Here is a 16,382-nt window from a genome sequence, read left to right on the forward strand (position 1 = left end):
GAGGATGCCTTCAACGCTCGCCGGTGAGAAGATCATAGAGGCGAGGCGCGAACGCCTCGGCCACGCAGTGCTCGACCTCGTCGGAGGTGCCGAACCGTAAGGCCTCCCGCGCGACGGCCTCGGCCTCGACGAGCGTCACACGCCGGAGCGCCTCCTTGATCTCGGGAATCGCGGCCGCCTCCATCGAGAAGTCACGCATGCCGAGGCCCACGAGGAGGACCGCGGCGAGCGGATCACTCGCCATCGCGCCGCAGATCGAGACGGGACAAGCCCACCCCTCGCCCGCGCGCACCACGCTGCGGATGAGTCGCAGGATCGCAGGATCGAAGGAGGAAGCGAGGTAGGCGAGCGAGCGACTCGTGCGATCGACGGCGAGCGTGTACTGCACGAGGTCGTTCGTGCCGAGGCTCATGAAGCTCGCCTCCTGCGCGAAGAGATCGACGAGTACCGCGGCCGCCGGCACCTCGACCATGATCCCGAGCGGGATCTCGTCCGCGCAGGGCAAACCACGCGCCTTCACCTGCTCGATCGCCTTCTCCAAGAGGACGCGCACCTGCCGGAGCTCGGAGAGGCTGGCGATCATGGGGATCATGATCTTCACCTCGCCATACGCGCTCGCCCGGACCATCGCGCGCAGGTGCTCGAGAAAGACCTCGGGCTGCGAGAGCGCGAGGCGCACGGCGCGCAAACCGAGCATCGGGTTCATCTCGGGCGGGAGCTTGAGGCTCGAGATGAACTTGTCGCCGCCGATGTCGAACGTGCGCAGCGTGACGGGCATCGGACGCATCGTCTCCACGACGGCGCGGAAGATCTCGAATTGCTGATCCTCGGTCGGCGGGAGCGATCGATCGATGTAGAGGAACTCGGTGCGGTAGAGGCCGATGCCCTCGGCGCCGTGATCACGGGCAAGGATCGCCTCGGCCGGGAGCTCGACGTTCGCGCGCAGCGTGACGCGCACGCCGTCCTGCGTCGCCGCCTCGCGATCACGAGAGATCGAGAGCTCACGCGAGAGCGCGGTGTGCCGCTCGCCGCGGGCGCGCGCCTCTTCGAGCTCGCGCGGCTGCGGGCGCACGAGGACGCTGCCGCGCAGGCCGTCGACGACGACGAGGTCGCCGCTCGAGATCCGCGCGAGCGCGTCGGTCACGCCGACGACGGCAGGGATCTCCAGCGCGCGCGCCATGATCGCGGTGTGGCTCGTCCGCGTGCCGACCTCGGTCACGAAGCCGACGACGGGCTGGTTGATCATCGCCGCCGTGTCCGCGGGCGAGAGGTCGTGCGCGACGACGATCGAGGGGCCTTCGAGGCGGACGTGCTGCTGCTCGGGCACGGTCGTGCCGAAGGCGCGCAAGATGCGATCGCCGATGAAGAGCACGTCGTGGCTGCGCTCGCTCAGGTACGGATCGTCGAGCGCCGCGAGCCGCTTGGCGATCACGTCGGACGCCTCGGCGACGGCCCACTCCGCGGCGCGCTTCTCCTTCTGGATCTGGTGACGCACGGCCTCGGCGAGCACGGGGTCACCGGTCATGAGCACGTACGCTTCGAGGATGGAGGCCTCGGCGCTGCGCTCGGTGAGGCGCTGCGACATCTCGCGCAGGTCGCGCTGCGCGCGCGCGACGGCCTCCTCGAAGCGCGCGATCTCGGTGTCGATCTCCCCCGGGCCGATCGTGCGCCTTGGGCAAGGCGCGCGGCTCTTGCCGAAGACGACGACCTTGCCGATCGCGACGCCGGGCGAGCCCGCGATGCCGCGAAGCACCTCGGTCGGTTTCGAGGGAGGCTCCGTGTTCATTCGGGCTCTCCGAAGCGATCGGCGATGAGCTTTCCGATCGCCGCCACGACCTCTGCCGAGCCCTCGCCGCGCGCCTTCACCTCGAGCACGGTGCCGATGCCGCCGCAGAGCAGGAGCACGCCCATCACGCTCTTCGCGTTCGCCTCCTGCCCGTCGGGCCCCGCGACCGTGATCTCGCACGGGTACTTGCCGGCGAGCTGCACGAGCTTCGTGGCCGCTCGCGCGTGCAAGCCGCGCACGTTGACGATCGTGAACCGCCCCGTCGCGCTCGCGTTGCTCACGTCTTCCCCCCTCCGCCGTCGGGGGGACGCGGCGCCCCCTCCGCCCCTTCGGTGACGCCACGGTCTTGCGCAGATGGATCGGGCTCGGGCTGCGCGATGTGCTCCGCCCTGCCGACGTCACGATGCACGACCGAGATGGGTAGCTCCACCTTCCTTCGTAGATTGTCGGCCAAAACCTCGGCGAGCGCCACCGATCGATGGCGCCCTCCGGTGCAGCCGATGCCGATGGTCAGGTAGCTCTTCCCTTCCCGCTCGTATCGGGGGAGCGAGAACACGAGCAGCGACTCGATCTTTTCGAGAAGCTCGGACGCTTCGGGGCTCTGCAGGACGAAATCTCGCACCGCGGGGTGGCTCCCGGGCAGCCGCCGTAGCTCCGGGACGAAATGCGGGTTGTCGAGGAACCGCACGTCGAAGATCAGGTCCGCATCGACCGGGACGCCAAACTTGAATCCGAACGAGACGAAACGCGTGGACATGCGCGGCGCCTCGGCCTTGCCCGGTCCGAGGTGCGCGATGATCTGGCGACGCAGCTCGTGCACGCTGAGGCGCGTCGTGTCGAGATCGATCGTGGCGAGCGCGCGCAGCGGGGCGAGGCGCTCGCGCTCGAGGTGCACGCCGTCGAGCACGGCGAGTCCGCCGGCGCTGCCGGGCGCGCGCGACGCAGCCGCGGAGAGCGGGTGCGGCCTGCGCGTCTCGTTGAAGCGACGGAGTAGCGCCTCGTCGGTCGCGTCGAGGAAGAGGATGGCCATGTCGCGGCCCTCGGCGATGCGCGTGAGCGTGGGGCAAGCGCCGTCGAGGAAGGCCAAGGCGCGCACGTCGATGCCGAGGCCGATGCGGCGGATGCCGCCGGACTCGCAGACCTCGATCGTGGAGGGCACGAGGGACGTCGGGAGGTTGTCGACGCAGAAGTAGCCGAGGTCTTCCAGGGCATGGAGCGCGGTGGACTTGCCGGCCCCCGAGAGCCCGGTGACCACGACGACGCGGCTCTTGTCGCTCATCGATCTCGCCTCCCTCCGCTCATGAGCGCGCCTTCGAGGTTGCCGAAGAACTCGCGCGCGGCGTGGTGCCCCGCGTTCTTGAGCAGCTCGTTCCGCGCCGCGACCTCGATGATCGTCGACATGTCGCGCCCCGGCCGCACCGGGAGCACGAGCTCGCGCACCTTCACGCCGAGGATCGTGTGGTACCGGTCTTCGAGACCGAGCCGGTCATACTCGACGTCCTTCGACCACTCGACGAGCTTGATCACCACGTCGATGCGCTTGCGCTCGCGGATCGCCGTCACGCCGAAGAGGTCCTTCACGTTGAGGATGCCGAGCCCGCGCACCTCGAGGTGGTAGCGGAGCAGGTGCGCGGCCGCGCCGAAGACCATGCCCGGCGGGCGGTAGTCGCACTCGACGACGTCGTCGGCGACGAGGCGATGTCCCCGCATCACGAGGTCGAGCGCGCACTCGCTCTTGCCGATCGCGCTTGGGCCGGCGAGCAGCACGCCCACGCCGAAGACGTCGACGAGCACGCCGTGCAGGCGCACGCGCGGCGCGAGACGATCGTCGAGCAGCGCGTGCAGCGCCGTGATGGTCACGCTCGATCGCTCCGCCGAGCGGAGCAGCGGCGTCCCGGACGCCTCGGCCGCGGCCACGAGCTCCGGCACGGCGGGGAAGCCGCCCTCCGCCGGGGCTTCGACCTCGCCGCGCGAGGCACGCGTGACGATCACGCAGCAAAGATCACGCGCGAAAAAATCGCGGAGCTTCTTCGCGCGCTCTTCGCCTTCGAGCGTGTGCAGAAACGAGAGCTCGGTCTGTCCGAAGATCTGGATGCGCGACGCGGCGATGCCGTGGAAGTGCCCCACGAGCGCGAGGCCCGACTTCTGGATACGCGACGACTCGATGCTCCGATCGAGGCCCGCTTCGCCCGCGAGCAGCTCGAGCCCCACGCCGAGCCCGGGATCAGCGAGCAGCGCACGCACGCTCATCGAGGGGCGCGGGGCGGGCACGCTGCGCGGAACCTCTTCCGTCACGGGCCCCTGCCCTCCTCGGCGGCGATGATCGCGAACGCGTCGGCGCCATTCGGCGCGAGCAGCAGGCGCTTGCGAAACTCGTCATCGCGGAGCAGGCGCGACACGCGCGCCAAGGTCTTCAGGTGCTCGCCGGCGGCGCGCTTCGGGCCGACGACGGCGAAGAGGATGCTCACGGGCGCGCGATCGATCGCATCGAAGTCGATCGGATGCGGACAGAGCAGGACCGCGCCCACGTGCCGATCGAGCCCTTCGAGCCCGCCGTGGGGGATGGCCACGCCGCTGCCCACGCCGGTCGACTGGAGCTTTTCGCGTTCGACGAGCACGCGCTCGATCTCCGCGACCGGCGTGACGGGGATGAGGTTGCGGGCGAGCAGCTCGGCGATGCGGTGCAGCGCCTCGGGCTTGGAGCGGACGACGCCCTCGACCTCGTTGGCCACCGAGACGTGGTCCGCGCTCAGGATCTCGAGAACACCCATGATCGTGCCGGGGGGGTTGGGAGAGCGGGGCGTGCGCCGCCTGTTGCGCCGCGCGGCCGCCGGAGGGGCGCCCGCGCGACGCTCTGCTGCGCCGTCGAGTCGATCGTTGCCTGTTCCCCCCCGTGCCTCGGCGGAAGCACGGCCGAGCCCTACTACGGAAAGGCTCGCCTGGCGAGGGCGTACAGAGTGGAATTCGCCTTCAGTCGCGGGCGCGCCCCTCGGCTGCCTCGTGGGCCTCGGCCGCGAACTCGGCCGCGCTCGTCCCGCCGCGTTTCTTCGCCATGCTTGCCGTCTTGTCCGCTTCGATCTGGCGGTCCAGCTTGTCGATGACCTTGTCGATCGAGGCGTACATGTCCTGGCTGCGGACCGTGGCGTGGAACTGCTGGCTGCCCGAGGAGATTCTCACGTCCGCGATGTGTTCGAGGCCCTCGACGGACAACGTCACTTGCGCATTCATCGCTTGACGAAGGAACCTTTGCAGCTTGGCAATCTTGTCATGCGCGTACTGCTTCACCGCGTCCGTGCCCACCATGTGTCGGAACGTGATTGCGATGTTCATCGAAGGCTTTCCTTCCTTTCCTTCCGGGGCGAAGCGCCAGAGGTGCGCTCGTCACAAGCGCCACCGCTCATCGTACCACCGCAGGTCGAGCCAACGTGCGTGGATAAGATGCGCTTTGGGCGTCGCAACGATGCCGGCTCTCGGCCCATGGCCTTCGGCGTGACCACTACGTTTGCCGGGCCACGCCTCGTTTCCATCGAGCTACAGAGCCACCACATGTCCTCGACGAAACCCACGATGGCGCCCGGACAATCCCCGCGCGCAAGATTTCGCGGTCACGTCGCGGAATAACGAGAGTGCACGAGCGGGTGGGCTCGAAAACCCTCGGGAGAGGCTTCGAGCGCGATCTCTCCGTCGAGCAGGAGGACGGCGCGATCGCAGAGGCGCAGGGCCGCGTCGACGTGATGATCCGAGACGAGGACCGCAGCTCCGGCGTCGGCGAGGGCACGGAGCCTCTCAGCGACACGAGTCGCACCGAGCGGATCGACGGCCGCGAACGGCTCGTCACAAACGAGGACACGCGGCGCGGCCGTGAGCGCGCGTGTGATCTCCAGGCGCCTTCGCTCGCCGCCGGAGAGCCGCGCGGCCTGCATGTCGAGGAGACCGTCGAGGCCGAGCTCACGGGCGATCGCGAGTGTATCGGGCGCGCCGGGCGAGCGAGCGCGTCGGGTCAGGCCTTCGAAGACGGCGAGGTTGTCGCGGACCGAGAGATCGGGCAGCACGCTCGGCGTCTGCGGGACGTAGCCGAGGCCGCGGCGCGCGCGCTCGTACAGCGGGAGGCGCGTCACGTCTTCGCCGGCGAGGACGACCTTTCCTTCCCGCGGAACGAGCTCGCCGACGAGCACGCGGAACAGCGTAGTCTTGCCGGCGCCGCTCGGGCCGAAGACGGCGAGGACCTCGCCCGGCCGCGCTTCGAGCGAGGCGCGGTGGAGGAGGGTGCGACCCGAGAGGCGCACGGTGAGGGAGGAGGCGAGGAGCGACATCGAGCGCGGGCAGCAGCGAGCTTAGCGGCGAGCTGGTAGGGTGCGCCCGTGGCTTTCCTCTACGCGCTCTGGAAGGAAGCGCTCCTTGCGCACACGTTCTGGCTCCTCACGGCGCTCGTGATCGCGCTCGTGGCGAGCAGGTTCTCCGCGTCGACCGAGCCGCGGCTCCGGCCGCTCGGCTTCTTCCTCTCGATGCACTTGCTCTCGCTCCTCGGGGCGGCGGCGCTCGCGGTGGCGGGCTCTTCGTTCGTCGACGAGATCCGCATCCCGGCGGCGGTGTTCGGCGGCGTCGCCTTCGTGGGCGCGACGGCCGTGCTCCTCTTCCACGTCATTCTCCCGCGCCTCCGCTTGCACGCGCCGCGCATCGTGGAGGACGTGATGGTGGCCATCTTCTCGGTCGTCACGGCGGTAACGATCACGAGCCGCGCGGGCATCAACCTCTCGGGTCTCATCGCCACGAGCGCTGTGCTCACCGCGATCCTCGGCTTCTCGTTGCAGGACGTCATCGGCAACGTCGCCGGCGGCCTCGCGCTCCAGCTCGACAACTCCATCGAGGTCGGCGACCGCATCAAAGTGAACGACGTGAGCGGGCGCGTCGTGGAGATTCGCTGGCGATACACGGCGATCGAGACGGGCAACTGGGAGACGGTGCTCGTGCCGAACAACGTGCTCATGAAATCCCAGGTGACGGTCTTCGGACGCCGCCAGGGCAAACCCTCGTATCTGCGCCGCGTCATCCATTTCAACGTGGATTTCCGGTACCAGCCCTCGGACGTCATCGACGTGGTGCGGGACGCCGTGAAAAACGCCAAGATGCCGTTTGTCGCGGAGGACCCCGCGCCGAGCTGCGTGCTCCTCGACCTCGGCGAGTCCTACGGGCGTTATGCATTGCGGTACTGGCTGACCGACCTCGACGCGGACACGCCCACCGACTCCGACGTTCGCACGCGGATCTTCTTCGCGCTGGAGCGCGCGGGCATGCACCTCGCCATTCCCGCGGCGTCGGTCCTGGTCACCGAGGAGGCGAACCGCGCGGCGCAGAAACATGCGAAGCGCCTTTCGAGGCGCAAGCAACTGCTGGAAATGGTGCCGCTCTTCCAGACGCTCTCGGACGCGGAGCGGACCGAGCTCGCCGAGCAGCTCAAATACGCGCCGTTCACGCGCGGCGAGATCATCGCGCATCAGGGTGACGCCGAGCAGCATTGCGTGTATCTCATCGAGGACGGCACGGCCCTCGTGCGCATCTCCGAAAACGGTCGGCAGCTCCCGGTGAAGAAGCTCGGGCCCGGGAGTTTCTTCGGCGAGATGTCGCTGCTCACGGGCACGCCGCGGCTCGCGACGGTGGTCGCCGAGACCGACGTGGAATGCTTCCGGCTCGAAAAAGGACCGTTTCAACGCGTGATCGAAAAACGCCCCGAGCTCGCCCGGGAGCTCGCCGCCGTGCTCGCGCAGCGGGCCGAGGAGCTACGGGCCGCGCGGGAGGGCGTCGATGTGGCGAGCGATGCCGCGCCGTCCGTCGTGAAGGCGGAGCGGGATCTCTTCGTTCGAATCCGGAATTTCTTCGAGCTGGGAGCGTCGTAGACGCAGACGCGGGGTGCGTCAGCCGAGCACCGAGAGCACGATTGCCGAGGGGCGCTCGGGATCGTGATGCACCGTCTGGTCCGCGGGGATGAGCCGCGTCGCAGTGGCGAGCGGCTCGCCGCTGCCGGGATTGCGGGCGAAGCGCGGGTGCGCGCCGCTCGAGACCTGCACACGAATGCGGTGGCCGCGGCGGAAGCGGTGCGCGGTGGGCCAGAGCTCGATCGTGATGGCCAGCGTGCCGTCGGGCCGCGGCGCGGGGCGGCCGGGGACGAGGCGCTGGATGCCATCGCAAAGGTTCACGGATCGGCCGGAAGGATCGACATCACAAAGCCGGACGAAGAAATCGGTGTGCGGGAGGCTCGATTGCACGAAGAGCTCGGCGGACACGGGGCCGATCACCTCGACGTTCCGGTCGAGCGGGGGGGTCGTGTAGGTCAATACGTCGCGCCGCGCTTCGAGGGCGCGGTTGTCCTGGGGCCCGCTCTCGTCGTTGAGGAGCGCGCCGCCCACGGACGGGGTGGGGTCGGCGGGATCGTAGCGATAATGGTCGGGCGACGACGCCGCGGGGGGTTTGGGCGCGAGGCCGCGGTTCGGCTGGAGATGATAACGCTCCGTGCGGACGCCGGGCGGCGGCCAGGTCGGGTATTCGCGCCATTCGTCCGCGCCCATCACGTAAATGCGCACGGGCGCCTCGCGCAGGCGGCTGCGATCGCCGAGCATGTGCGCGCGGAACCAGGCGAGCGACTCGCGAATGCTCTCCTTGAAGAGGGGCCTCGACGTATGGGACCAGGGGCCGATGGTGAGGTACGGCTTCTGGCCCGCCGCGACGAGCGCGGCATAATCCTGAAGCTGCCAGGGCAGGAAGATATCGTAGAAGCCGCCGATGAAAAGCGCGGGCGCCGTCACCTCGGCCACGGTGTCGGTATGGTTCACCGGCGTCCACCATGGGTCGCCCGGAGCGTTGTGCTCGAGCCAGTCCTGGAAAAACCCGACCCGGTGACCGAGGACCATTCGATCCGCCTCGGAAAGCGGCAAGTGCACGAAGGCTCGTTCGAACGAGCGGCGTGAGGCGAACCGGGTGAGCATCTGCTCGTGGAGGGGTTTTTCCTGGATATGGACGAGCTGTGTCCAGCGCAGCATGGCATCCAGCGAGAAGGTCTCGCCGGGATATTTGAAATCGCGGAAATTGGAAAGCGTGATCTGGGGCGACATGGCCTTGAGCATGGAGCCCGCGTCGCGGGCGATCGCCCATTGCACGAAGCCGAGGTAGCTCGGGCCGAAGGTGGCGATCTCGCCCGAGAACCAGGGCTGCTCTTTCAGCCAGGCGAGGGTGGCGATGCCGTCGTCCTTCTCGGTGCGGAAGGGGTCGAGCACGCCGCCGGAACCAAAGGTGCCGCGGCAGCTCTGGATCAGGACCGAGAAGCCGCGCTCGGCGAAGGGCCGGCCAAGCATCACGCCGAGAGGGCCCGTGCGCCCGTAGGGGGAGCGGACGAGGATCAGCGGTCGCTTTTTGGCGTCGCGCGGAGCATGCCGATCGGCGAGGAGGACCGTGCCGTCGGGCATGGGCACCCGGAGATCACGCTCCACGACGATGTCGCGCGTCTCGGCGGGCGGGAGGTCGAGGAGCCATTCGAGGAGGTGGCTCGGGAGGGTCTTGAGGTCGATCACGTCTCTCATGGAGACGCAGGGCCGGGGAGAACGCAAGGCCTCTGCGTCGCCCGAGCACGAAACCTCAGAGTGCGGTGCTGTAATTCGTGATGTAGTGGATCAGCTCGACATTGCCGACCGAGTTGGTCACCGCGGCGACGAGGTGCTCGGAGCTCGGGGTCGCGCCGAGGGCGACGGCCGAGATCGCCCCGGCGTCCCGCGTGCCCGAGCGGCCGACGATGCCGTTCGCATCCACGCTGAACGACAGCACGCTCAGGATGCCGCCGGTCACCACGCCGACGGCCACATCGCGATCACCGACCTTGACCGACGAGAGGGCGGAGATCGGCCCGGCGTCCCACTCCGACAGGCGCGTGAGCGTGCCGAGGCTCGAGATCTGATAGACTTGCACCCACAGATCGTTGGTCGTCACCTCGCGCGCCGACACGACCGCGAATTCACGACCTGCGTTGCCGACGACCGAGATGTCGACATCGGATGCCGTGAGGGTTCCGCCTCCAGCTTTCGACGCGACCACGCTCCCGGCTTGGGAGACGGTCGAGCCATTGGTGCTGATCGACCAGGAGCGAACGACCACGGCGTTGTCCGAGACGCGGCGCTCGGCGGTGACGACCCCCTTGAATGTGCCGGTATCGCCGCCCAGCGCCTTGCCCGCCACCACGCGGGCGATGTCGACGTCACTGATCGCCGAGCTGGAGATCGCCGAGCCACGCAGGTCGACGCTCAGGTTCGTGAACGCCTGCGTCGCGCCGAAATTGGTCACCTGGAGATATCCGGTGCTCGTGTTCCTCTGGGCCACGGTCACGCCGTCGTGGTTCGGGGCGGTGGTCGCCTTGACGAGGGTAACGTCGGTGGAAGAGGTGTAGCCCAAGGTGCCCTCGACGAGGCTGTTGTTCAACCCGAAGGCGTAGGGAACGAGCTGCAGCTTGCCGTTGCCGTTGCGGATGGTGGCGACGAAGTCCTTCTCCGTCGGATTGATTGTCGCGGCGTCGACCGCCGTGGCCGTGCTCTTCTCCACGGTCGTGCCCAGCGTGAAGGTGTCGTCGGACTCAATCGTGTAGCCGACGGCCTCCAGGTTGTGATCGGCGTTGATGTAGACGGCGGCGCCCTGGACCGTGTCATAGAATGGATCGGTGGTGACCATGACGGACGAGCTGATGCCGACGCTCACGTCGATCGAATCGCGGCGGATCCCCTGCGGGTCACTCCACAAGAGGGTTTGGTGACCGGCCCCGAAGTACCAGCCCGAGCCGTCCATCTGCCACCACCCGTCATTGTCAGCATTCGACGAACTGTCCTTCCACTGCATCCAGCCCTCGTCGAACTCGAGCATCTCGGCCTGCCCGACACAGGGCTCACCCAGGCTGGTCTCGTCGTACGGCTTGACGTGCATGTGCAGGTGCGGCCACGCGGCCCGGCCGGTGTCACCGATCCGTCCGACCGGATCACCCTTGCGAATCGTCCTGGGGGTGGTGAGGACGCTCTCCGGGACAATCTTCGTCCAACCGTCCCCGAGCTCGGGGCAGGCGGGCGGGTTGGTGTAAATGTACATATCGGGATTCGGGCAGAGCGTCGTGCTGATGCTGTCCTGCTTCAAGTGGGCTAGCACGACGACCTTGTCGTCCTCCGTCCGGATGGCGACGAAGTTACCAGCATCCATACAGAGCTTTCCGGGGTCGCCACCTGGACAGTTGACCATGTCCCCGCTCAGGTCGTCATCCGGCATGCGCCGCCAGCAGGCGATCACCTCCCCATCCACGGGCGAGTAGATCGGCATGTCCCACGTCACGTGATCCGACGGCGTCGTGGTTCGAGTCGCCTGCCCGGGCGTCTTGGACTCCGTCCATGCGCCGAGCGACGAATCCCAGCGCTCCGCCCATATGTCGAGCTCGCAGTAAGGCCATTCCGGCGGACAGTTGCCGTGCGCTCTTTGCGTATACGTCATGAAGGTGTTTCCCGGGAGGCTGTCGCCGCGCCACGGCAACTTGATGCGGTAGGCCTGCGCCACCGAAGGCGACGCGAGCGCGAGCCCGAGACCAAGCAAGGAACAGAGATGCTTCAGCTTGCGGTTCATCAGCGAAACCTCAATGCAACGACAGTGAATGGAACGACTTTAGCGCCGGATTGGCGCAGGCCACGGCGGTGGGCAATCGCGAGCCCCTACTGCACCCTTCATACCAGCGCGAAACACGGGATGGATCTCCTCGGGAGCCGTACGTCCAGGAGGGCACTGTAACGTTTGCGTGACGCTCGCCCCCCTTCGATGTCATTGCATCGTGACAGCGTAACGATGGCGTGACAGTTCTCCCGAGAGGGGAACGACGACGTGGTCTCCGGCCAACATGCTGGGAGAGCAGGAGTTGGTCGGCACGAACCCCACGGTAGGCTTGCCAGGTGCAGTACGACGGCTCGGGCGTCCACGATTTCCGTCACGTCGACGAGGCGCTCCGCATCATGGACGCCGAGCTCCGCCGCTGGAACATCGGAGACGACTGGGGGCTCACGGTCGGCGGGATCGACTGCGCCTTTTTCGAGTAGGCGTCGGCTCCGGAGAACCCCCTCGGAGCGGGAGCCCAAGGGCGATCTTCCCGGAGTCCGGGGGATGCAAACTCCCCTGTAATTTCGCCCGAGCGACTCCGGCCACGCGATCATCCCCCAAATCGCCCCCTCGGTATGCGCGTTGCAAACCGTCGACGAGGAGGATGGACGCATGGCAACGTTGTTTACGCGATGTTTTCCCGTCGTCGCGCTGTCGTCGCTTCTCACGTCGTCTGCCGCGGTGGGTCTCGAGCCCGGGCTCGGAGAGGGTGGTGGGTCTCTGACCCCGGACCAGGTGTTCGCGCTGGGCAAGGAAGTTTATGTTTATGGCTACCCGCTGGTCACGATGGAAATGACCCGAAGGGTCATGACGAACGTCGCCGAGCCCATGCAAACACGTGCTCCGATGGGTCGGTTCGCGAATGTTCGCAGATACCCTGATGCGAGTTTCCAGGACGTCACTGCGCCCAACGCCGATACGCTCTACTCCGTGGCATGGCTGGATTTATCGAAAGAGCCCTACATCCTGAGCGTTCCCGAAATGGGGAATCGCTACTATCTGTTCCCGATGCTCGACGCCTGGACGAACGTGTTCGCGTCGCCGGGAAAGCGCACCGTGGGGGGCAAAGCACACGACTATGCGATCACGGGGCCCGGCTGGCACGGCGAGCTTCCCGCCGGCGTCACCGAGATCGAGGCACCGACGAACATCGTCTGGATCATCGGCCGCACCTACAGTACCGGCACGGAGAAAGACTTCGCGGCCGTGAACGCCCTCCAGAATCAGTACAAGCTCGTTCCGCTGAGCGCCTGGGGCACGGAGTACATCCCACCGCGAGGCCGTGTCGACCCCTCGATCGATATGACGACGGCGGTCCGGGACCAGGTCAACGCGCTCGAAGCCCAGTCCTTCTTGAAAATTCTCGCCGACGCGATGGCGAAAAACCCGCCGGCCGCCGCCGATGCTCCGATGGTGGAGAATCTGGCGAAACTCGGCATCGTCCCAGGACGTGTGTTCGACCCGCAGAGGTTCACCCCAGCAGAGCTCGAGGCCCTTTCCCGCGTGCCCGACGCCGCGCTCCGAGATATTCTGGCCCATGCCCCGAACGCCGGGTTGCAGGTCAACGGCTGGACGTTTTCTCTCAGGACCGGCACCTACGGTACCGATTACCTCCAACGCGCCTACGTCACCTATGTCGGGCTCGGTGCCAATCTTCCGCAAGACGCCGTCTACCCGCTCGCGAATGTCGACGCCGAAGGCCGGCCGCTTTCGGGCGACCACACGTACGTGCTGCACTTTCCGAGCGGCGAGCTGCCTCAGGCGAACGGATTCTGGTCGCTGACGATGTACAATGAGCGGTTCTTTTTCTACGACAATCCGCTGAATCGCTATACGCTCAGCCCGCGCAACGCTCTTCAGTACAATGACGATGGCTCGCTGGATCTCTACATCCAGCACGAATCGCCCGGCGAAGGCAAAGAGTCGAACTGGCTTCCGGCGCCATCGGGTCGTTTTTCGCTGATGTTGCGGCTCTATTGGCCGATGCAATCGGTGCTCGACCAAGCGTGGGTGCCGCCCGGCGTCCATCGCGTGCGATGACGACCCATGGCAATGACGGCTCCGCTCGGCCCGCTCGGCGGCGCAGAAGCAACTTCCAGCGGAAGGCTCCCTGAGGTCTTGCGCACGGGCTACGTACACCCATGAAATGTTGTACGACGCCCGAACGAGCTCGCCCGTGTGGTCGCCCCCGCAGGCGAGCGCGAGCCCGAAGCCGCCTCGTGAAGGGACCGGGAAGCGGTTCTTCGCGCGGTATGGTGTAGCCATCGCGGCCGTCGCCGCCGTGACGGCGATCCGGCTCGCGCTCGCCCCCTTGCTCGGGGAACATTCCCCATTCCTCATTTTTACCCTCGCCGTCATGGCTGCGGCCTGGTACGGCGGGCTGCGGGCGGCGCTCTTCGCCATGGTCCTGGCCGCCTTCTCCTCCACGTTCTTCATTTTGCGCCCCCAGTTCGAGCTCGAGCTCTCGACGGAGGTGGTGCGCGCGCAGCTCGCGCTCTTCCTGTTCACCGGCGGCGGCTTGAGTTATTTGACGGATTCGCTCCACCGCGCCCGGAACCGCGCCGAGGCCGCCGAGCGAAAGATGCATGCGAGCGAGGAGTGGCTGCGCGTCACGCTCCGGAGCATCGGTGACGGGGTCATCGCCACGGACGAGGTCGGGCTCGTTTGCTTCATGAACCCGTCCGCGGAAAAACTCACGGGGTGGAAAGCCGCGGACGCCATTGGTCGTCCGCTCCACAAGGTGTTCCACGTCGTGGGCGAGGCCGATCGAGAGCCCATGGAAGACCCGGTCGCGAAGGTCTTGCGGGACGGATCCGTCGTTGGGCTCGCCAATCACACGCTCCTCGTCGCCCGCGACGGCAGGGAATACCCCATTACGGATTCGGGGGCACCGATCCTGGACGACGCCGGGCGGATCCGCGGGGTCGTGCTCGTGTTCCAGGACGGGACGACCGAACGCGAGGCGGCGCGGCGGCTCGCGGCGAGCGAAGAAGAGTTCCGCGAAGCCTTCGAGCGGGCCGGGGTCGGCGAGGCGCAGGTGGACCTCGCGACCGGGCGATTTCTGCGCGTGAACCACATGCTCTGCGAAATCACCGGCTGCACGGCGGACGAGCTCGCAAACATGACGTTCCCCGAGCTCACGCACCCGGACAACCGGGCTGCGGATTGGGCGCGCTTTCAGGCGATTGTCCGCGGCGAGTGCGCCATGTTCGACAGCGATACGCGGTACGTCCGCAAGGACGGGCGGGAAATCCGCGTGCGCGTGACCGCCACCATCCTACGGAGCGAGGATGGTGAGCCGCAGCGGGCCATGGTCGTCTTCCAGGACGTGACCGAACGGGCCGAGGCCGAGGAGGCGCTCCAGCAACGAAAAGCGCTCCTACGGGCCGTCACCGATGCCACGAGCGACCTCATTTATGCAAAGGACGTCGCCGGTCGGCTCACGCTCGCGAACCCCTCCACGCTGCAGTTGCTCGGACGCACCGAGGAAGAGGCGATCGGGCGCCGCGACGTCGAATTCGCCCCGCAGGCCGAGCAGGGCCGCCGCATTGCGGAGCTCGATCGTTCCGTCCTTTCGACCGGTCGAGAAGTGACCGACGAAGAGGAATTCGGCCCGCCGGGCGCGGTCCGGACCTATTTGACGACGAAAGCGCCGCTCCGGGACGCGAGCGGGGCCGTCGTGGGCCTGGTCGGGGTCTCTCGTGACATCACGGCCCGAAAGCAATCGGAGGACGAGGTGCGAAGGCTCGCCGCCGAACTCGAGCGGCGTGTCGACGAGCGCACCCAGGCGCTCTCCGAGGCGAACGCGGAGCTCGAGGCATTTTCCTACACGATCGCCCACGATCTCCGGGCCCCTGTGCGCAACATGCATTCCCTCGCCGACGCCCTGCTCGAGGATTACGCGGAAGAGCTGCCCGCCGAGGCCCGCGACTACACGCAGCGTATCGTGGGGGCCGCGGTCCGGATGGACAACCTCATCAAGGATCTGCTCGCGTACGCTCGGCTCGCGCGGGAGGCGATTCGCCTCGAACCGCTCGACCTCGGCAGTGTCCTCACGGACGTCCTCGGGCAAATGCGGCCGGAGATTCACGAGCGCGGGGCCGAGGTGACCGTGGCGTGGCCGCTCGGCCGGGCGGTCGCGCATCGGACGACGCTCGGGCAGGTGGTGACGAACCTCCTCGGAAACGCGATCAAATTCGTGCAAGCGGACAAGAAGCCCGTGGCGCACGTGTACGCCGAGGACCGCGGCGATCGCGTGCGGCTCTGGGTCGAGGACAATGGCATCGGCGTCGACCCCGAGCATCGGGAGCGCATTTTCCGGGTCTTCGAGCGTCTCCACGCGCAAGAGGCCTACCCGGGCACCGGCATCGGCCTTGCCATCGTACGGAAAGGAGCCGAGCGAATGGGCGGATCGTGCGGGGTCGAGCCCAATCCGGCCGGGGGGAGCCGATTCTGGATCGAGCTGCCGAAGCAGGAGGGCGTATGAACATCGCGGACATCGGCGTGCTCGTCGTCGAGGACGACTCGACCGACGTGCTCATGATTCGCCGCGCCTTCAAGAAAGCCGAGCTCGTGAACCCGCTGCACATCGTGGACAACGGGGACAAGGCGGTGGATTACCTGTCCGGCCGGCCCCCGTACGACGATCGCGCGACGCACCCCTTGCCGGCTTTGATCCTGCTCGACCTCAAATTGCCACGGCGCTCGGGGCTGGAGGTCCTGGAATGGCTGCGGCAGCAGCCGGGGATCAAGCGGCTCCCGGTGGTCGTATTGACGTCGTCGATGGAGAGCACCGACGTGCGGAAGGCGTACGACCTCGGGTGCAATTCGTACCTGGTCAAACCCGTCAGCTTCGAGGGGCTGCTCGACGCGGTGAAGGCGCTCGGGGTCTACTGGCTCATGCTCAATCGACGGGCGGACACGGAGGTCGCCTGAT

Annotated in this window: 14 protein-coding genes; 5 read left to right on the top strand and 9 right to left on the bottom strand. The window is 67.4% G+C overall.

Annotated elements, in window-relative coordinates:
• Positions 1 to 10: 10 nt before the first annotated feature.
• From ptsP to KEG38_RS41600, 7 genes are all read right to left on the bottom strand, one after another.
• Positions 11 to 1,786 (bottom strand): phosphoenolpyruvate--protein phosphotransferase, encoded by a 1,776-nt coding sequence (ptsP, locus tag KEG38_RS41570; RefSeq protein ID WP_272426138.1) that lies wholly within the window; start codon positions 1,784 to 1,786, stop codon positions 11 to 13.
• Complete coding sequence (locus KEG38_RS41575) at positions 1,783 to 2,067, bottom strand: HPr family phosphocarrier protein (RefSeq protein WP_272426140.1); 285 nt, start codon at positions 2,065 to 2,067, stop codon at positions 1,783 to 1,785. The genes ptsP and KEG38_RS41575 overlap by 4 nt, the downstream gene beginning before the upstream one ends.
• Positions 2,064 to 3,065 (bottom strand): RNase adapter RapZ, encoded by a 1,002-nt coding sequence (gene rapZ, locus KEG38_RS41580; protein WP_272426141.1) that lies wholly within the window; start codon positions 3,063 to 3,065, stop codon positions 2,064 to 2,066. Before rapZ ends, KEG38_RS41575 begins: the two co-directional genes overlap by 4 nt.
• Positions 3,062 to 4,081 carry an HPr(Ser) kinase/phosphatase gene (gene hprK / locus KEG38_RS41585; RefSeq protein WP_272426142.1) on the bottom strand — a complete coding sequence of 340 codons (1,020 nt, stop codon included), beginning with the start codon at positions 4,079 to 4,081 and terminating at the stop codon, positions 3,062 to 3,064. Before hprK ends, rapZ begins: the two co-directional genes overlap by 4 nt.
• Positions 4,078 to 4,557: a PTS sugar transporter subunit IIA gene (locus KEG38_RS41590; protein WP_272426143.1), complete on the bottom strand. Its 480-nt coding sequence runs from the start codon at positions 4,555 to 4,557 to the stop codon at positions 4,078 to 4,080. The genes hprK and KEG38_RS41590 overlap by 4 nt, the downstream gene beginning before the upstream one ends.
• Positions 4,558 to 4,756: 199 nt before the next feature.
• Entirely contained in the window at positions 4,757 to 5,116 is a 360-nt protein-coding gene (hpf, locus tag KEG38_RS41595; protein ID WP_272426144.1) for a ribosome hibernation-promoting factor, HPF/YfiA family, read from the bottom strand.
• Positions 5,117 to 5,391: 275 nt separating this feature from the next.
• Positions 5,392 to 6,099 carry an ATP-binding cassette domain-containing protein gene (locus tag KEG38_RS41600; protein ID WP_272426145.1) on the bottom strand — a complete coding sequence of 236 codons (708 nt, stop codon included), beginning with the start codon at positions 6,097 to 6,099 and terminating at the stop codon, positions 5,392 to 5,394.
• Between the two features lie 48 nt (positions 6,100 to 6,147).
• Between KEG38_RS41600 and KEG38_RS41605 the strand changes: the two genes are divergently transcribed.
• Positions 6,148 to 7,680 carry a mechanosensitive ion channel family protein gene (locus tag KEG38_RS41605; protein WP_272426147.1) on the top strand — a complete coding sequence of 511 codons (1,533 nt, stop codon included), beginning with the start codon at positions 6,148 to 6,150 and terminating at the stop codon, positions 7,678 to 7,680.
• 18 nt (positions 7,681 to 7,698) lie between these two features.
• Here KEG38_RS41605 and KEG38_RS41610 read toward each other — a convergent pair whose 3' ends face one another.
• Together KEG38_RS41610 and KEG38_RS41615 are read right to left on the bottom strand one after the other, a co-directional pair.
• Positions 7,699 to 9,348, bottom strand: a complete 1,650-nt coding sequence (locus KEG38_RS41610; protein ID WP_272426149.1) for a CocE/NonD family hydrolase — start codon at positions 9,346 to 9,348, stop codon at positions 7,699 to 7,701.
• A 64-nt stretch (positions 9,349 to 9,412) separates the two neighbouring features.
• A complete protein-coding gene (locus KEG38_RS41615) occupies positions 9,413 to 11,422 on the bottom strand; it encodes a M23 family metallopeptidase (protein WP_272426151.1) in 2,010 nt (669 codons plus the stop codon).
• 320 nt (positions 11,423 to 11,742) lie between these two features.
• Between KEG38_RS41615 and KEG38_RS41620 the strand changes: the two genes are divergently transcribed.
• From KEG38_RS41620 to KEG38_RS41635, 4 genes are all read left to right on the top strand, one after another.
• A complete protein-coding gene (locus KEG38_RS41620; RefSeq protein ID WP_272426152.1) occupies positions 11,743 to 11,886 on the top strand; it encodes a hypothetical protein in 144 nt (47 codons plus the stop codon).
• A gap of 172 nt (positions 11,887 to 12,058) precedes the next feature.
• Positions 12,059 to 13,486 (top strand): DUF1254 domain-containing protein, encoded by a 1,428-nt coding sequence (locus KEG38_RS41625; RefSeq protein WP_272426154.1) that lies wholly within the window; start codon positions 12,059 to 12,061, stop codon positions 13,484 to 13,486.
• 106 nt (positions 13,487 to 13,592) lie between these two features.
• The gene (locus KEG38_RS41630) at positions 13,593 to 15,932 is read left to right on the top strand and encodes a PAS domain S-box protein (protein WP_272426156.1); all 2,340 of its coding nucleotides are present in this window, start codon (positions 13,593 to 13,595) and stop codon (positions 15,930 to 15,932) included.
• Positions 15,929 to 16,381 carry a response regulator gene (locus KEG38_RS41635; protein WP_272426157.1) on the top strand — a complete coding sequence of 151 codons (453 nt, stop codon included), beginning with the start codon at positions 15,929 to 15,931 and terminating at the stop codon, positions 16,379 to 16,381. The genes KEG38_RS41630 and KEG38_RS41635 overlap by 4 nt, the downstream gene beginning before the upstream one ends.
• The last annotated feature ends 1 nt before the right edge of the window (position 16,382 follow it).

The organism is Polyangium jinanense, assembly GCF_028435265.1.
GTDB lineage: Bacteria > Myxococcota_A > Polyangia > Polyangiales > Polyangiaceae > Polyangium > Polyangium jinanense.

Excerpts from the sequence above, each read along its gene's own strand:
- ptsP (WP_272426138.1), bottom strand. The coding sequence starts at position 1,786 with ATGAACACGGAGCCTCCCTCGAAACCGACCGAGGTGCTTCGCGGCATC.
- rapZ (WP_272426141.1), bottom strand. The coding sequence starts at position 3,065 with ATGAGCGACAAGAGCCGCGTCGTCGTGGTCACCGGGCTCTCGGGGGCC.
- KEG38_RS41590 (WP_272426143.1), bottom strand. The coding sequence starts at position 4,557 with ATGGGTGTTCTCGAGATCCTGAGCGCGGACCACGTCTCGGTGGCCAAC.
- hpf (WP_272426144.1), bottom strand. The coding sequence starts at position 5,116 with ATGAACATCGCAATCACGTTCCGACACATGGTGGGCACGGACGCGGTG.
- KEG38_RS41600 (WP_272426145.1), bottom strand. The coding sequence starts at position 6,099 with ATGTCGCTCCTCGCCTCCTCCCTCACCGTGCGCCTCTCGGGTCGCACC.
- KEG38_RS41615 (WP_272426151.1), bottom strand. The coding sequence starts at position 11,422 with ATGAACCGCAAGCTGAAGCATCTCTGTTCCTTGCTTGGTCTCGGGCTC.
- KEG38_RS41625 (WP_272426154.1), top strand. The coding sequence starts at position 12,059 with ATGGCAACGTTGTTTACGCGATGTTTTCCCGTCGTCGCGCTGTCGTCG.
- KEG38_RS41630 (WP_272426156.1), top strand. The coding sequence starts at position 13,593 with ATGTTGTACGACGCCCGAACGAGCTCGCCCGTGTGGTCGCCCCCGCAG.
- KEG38_RS41635 (WP_272426157.1), top strand. The coding sequence starts at position 15,929 with ATGAACATCGCGGACATCGGCGTGCTCGTCGTCGAGGACGACTCGACC.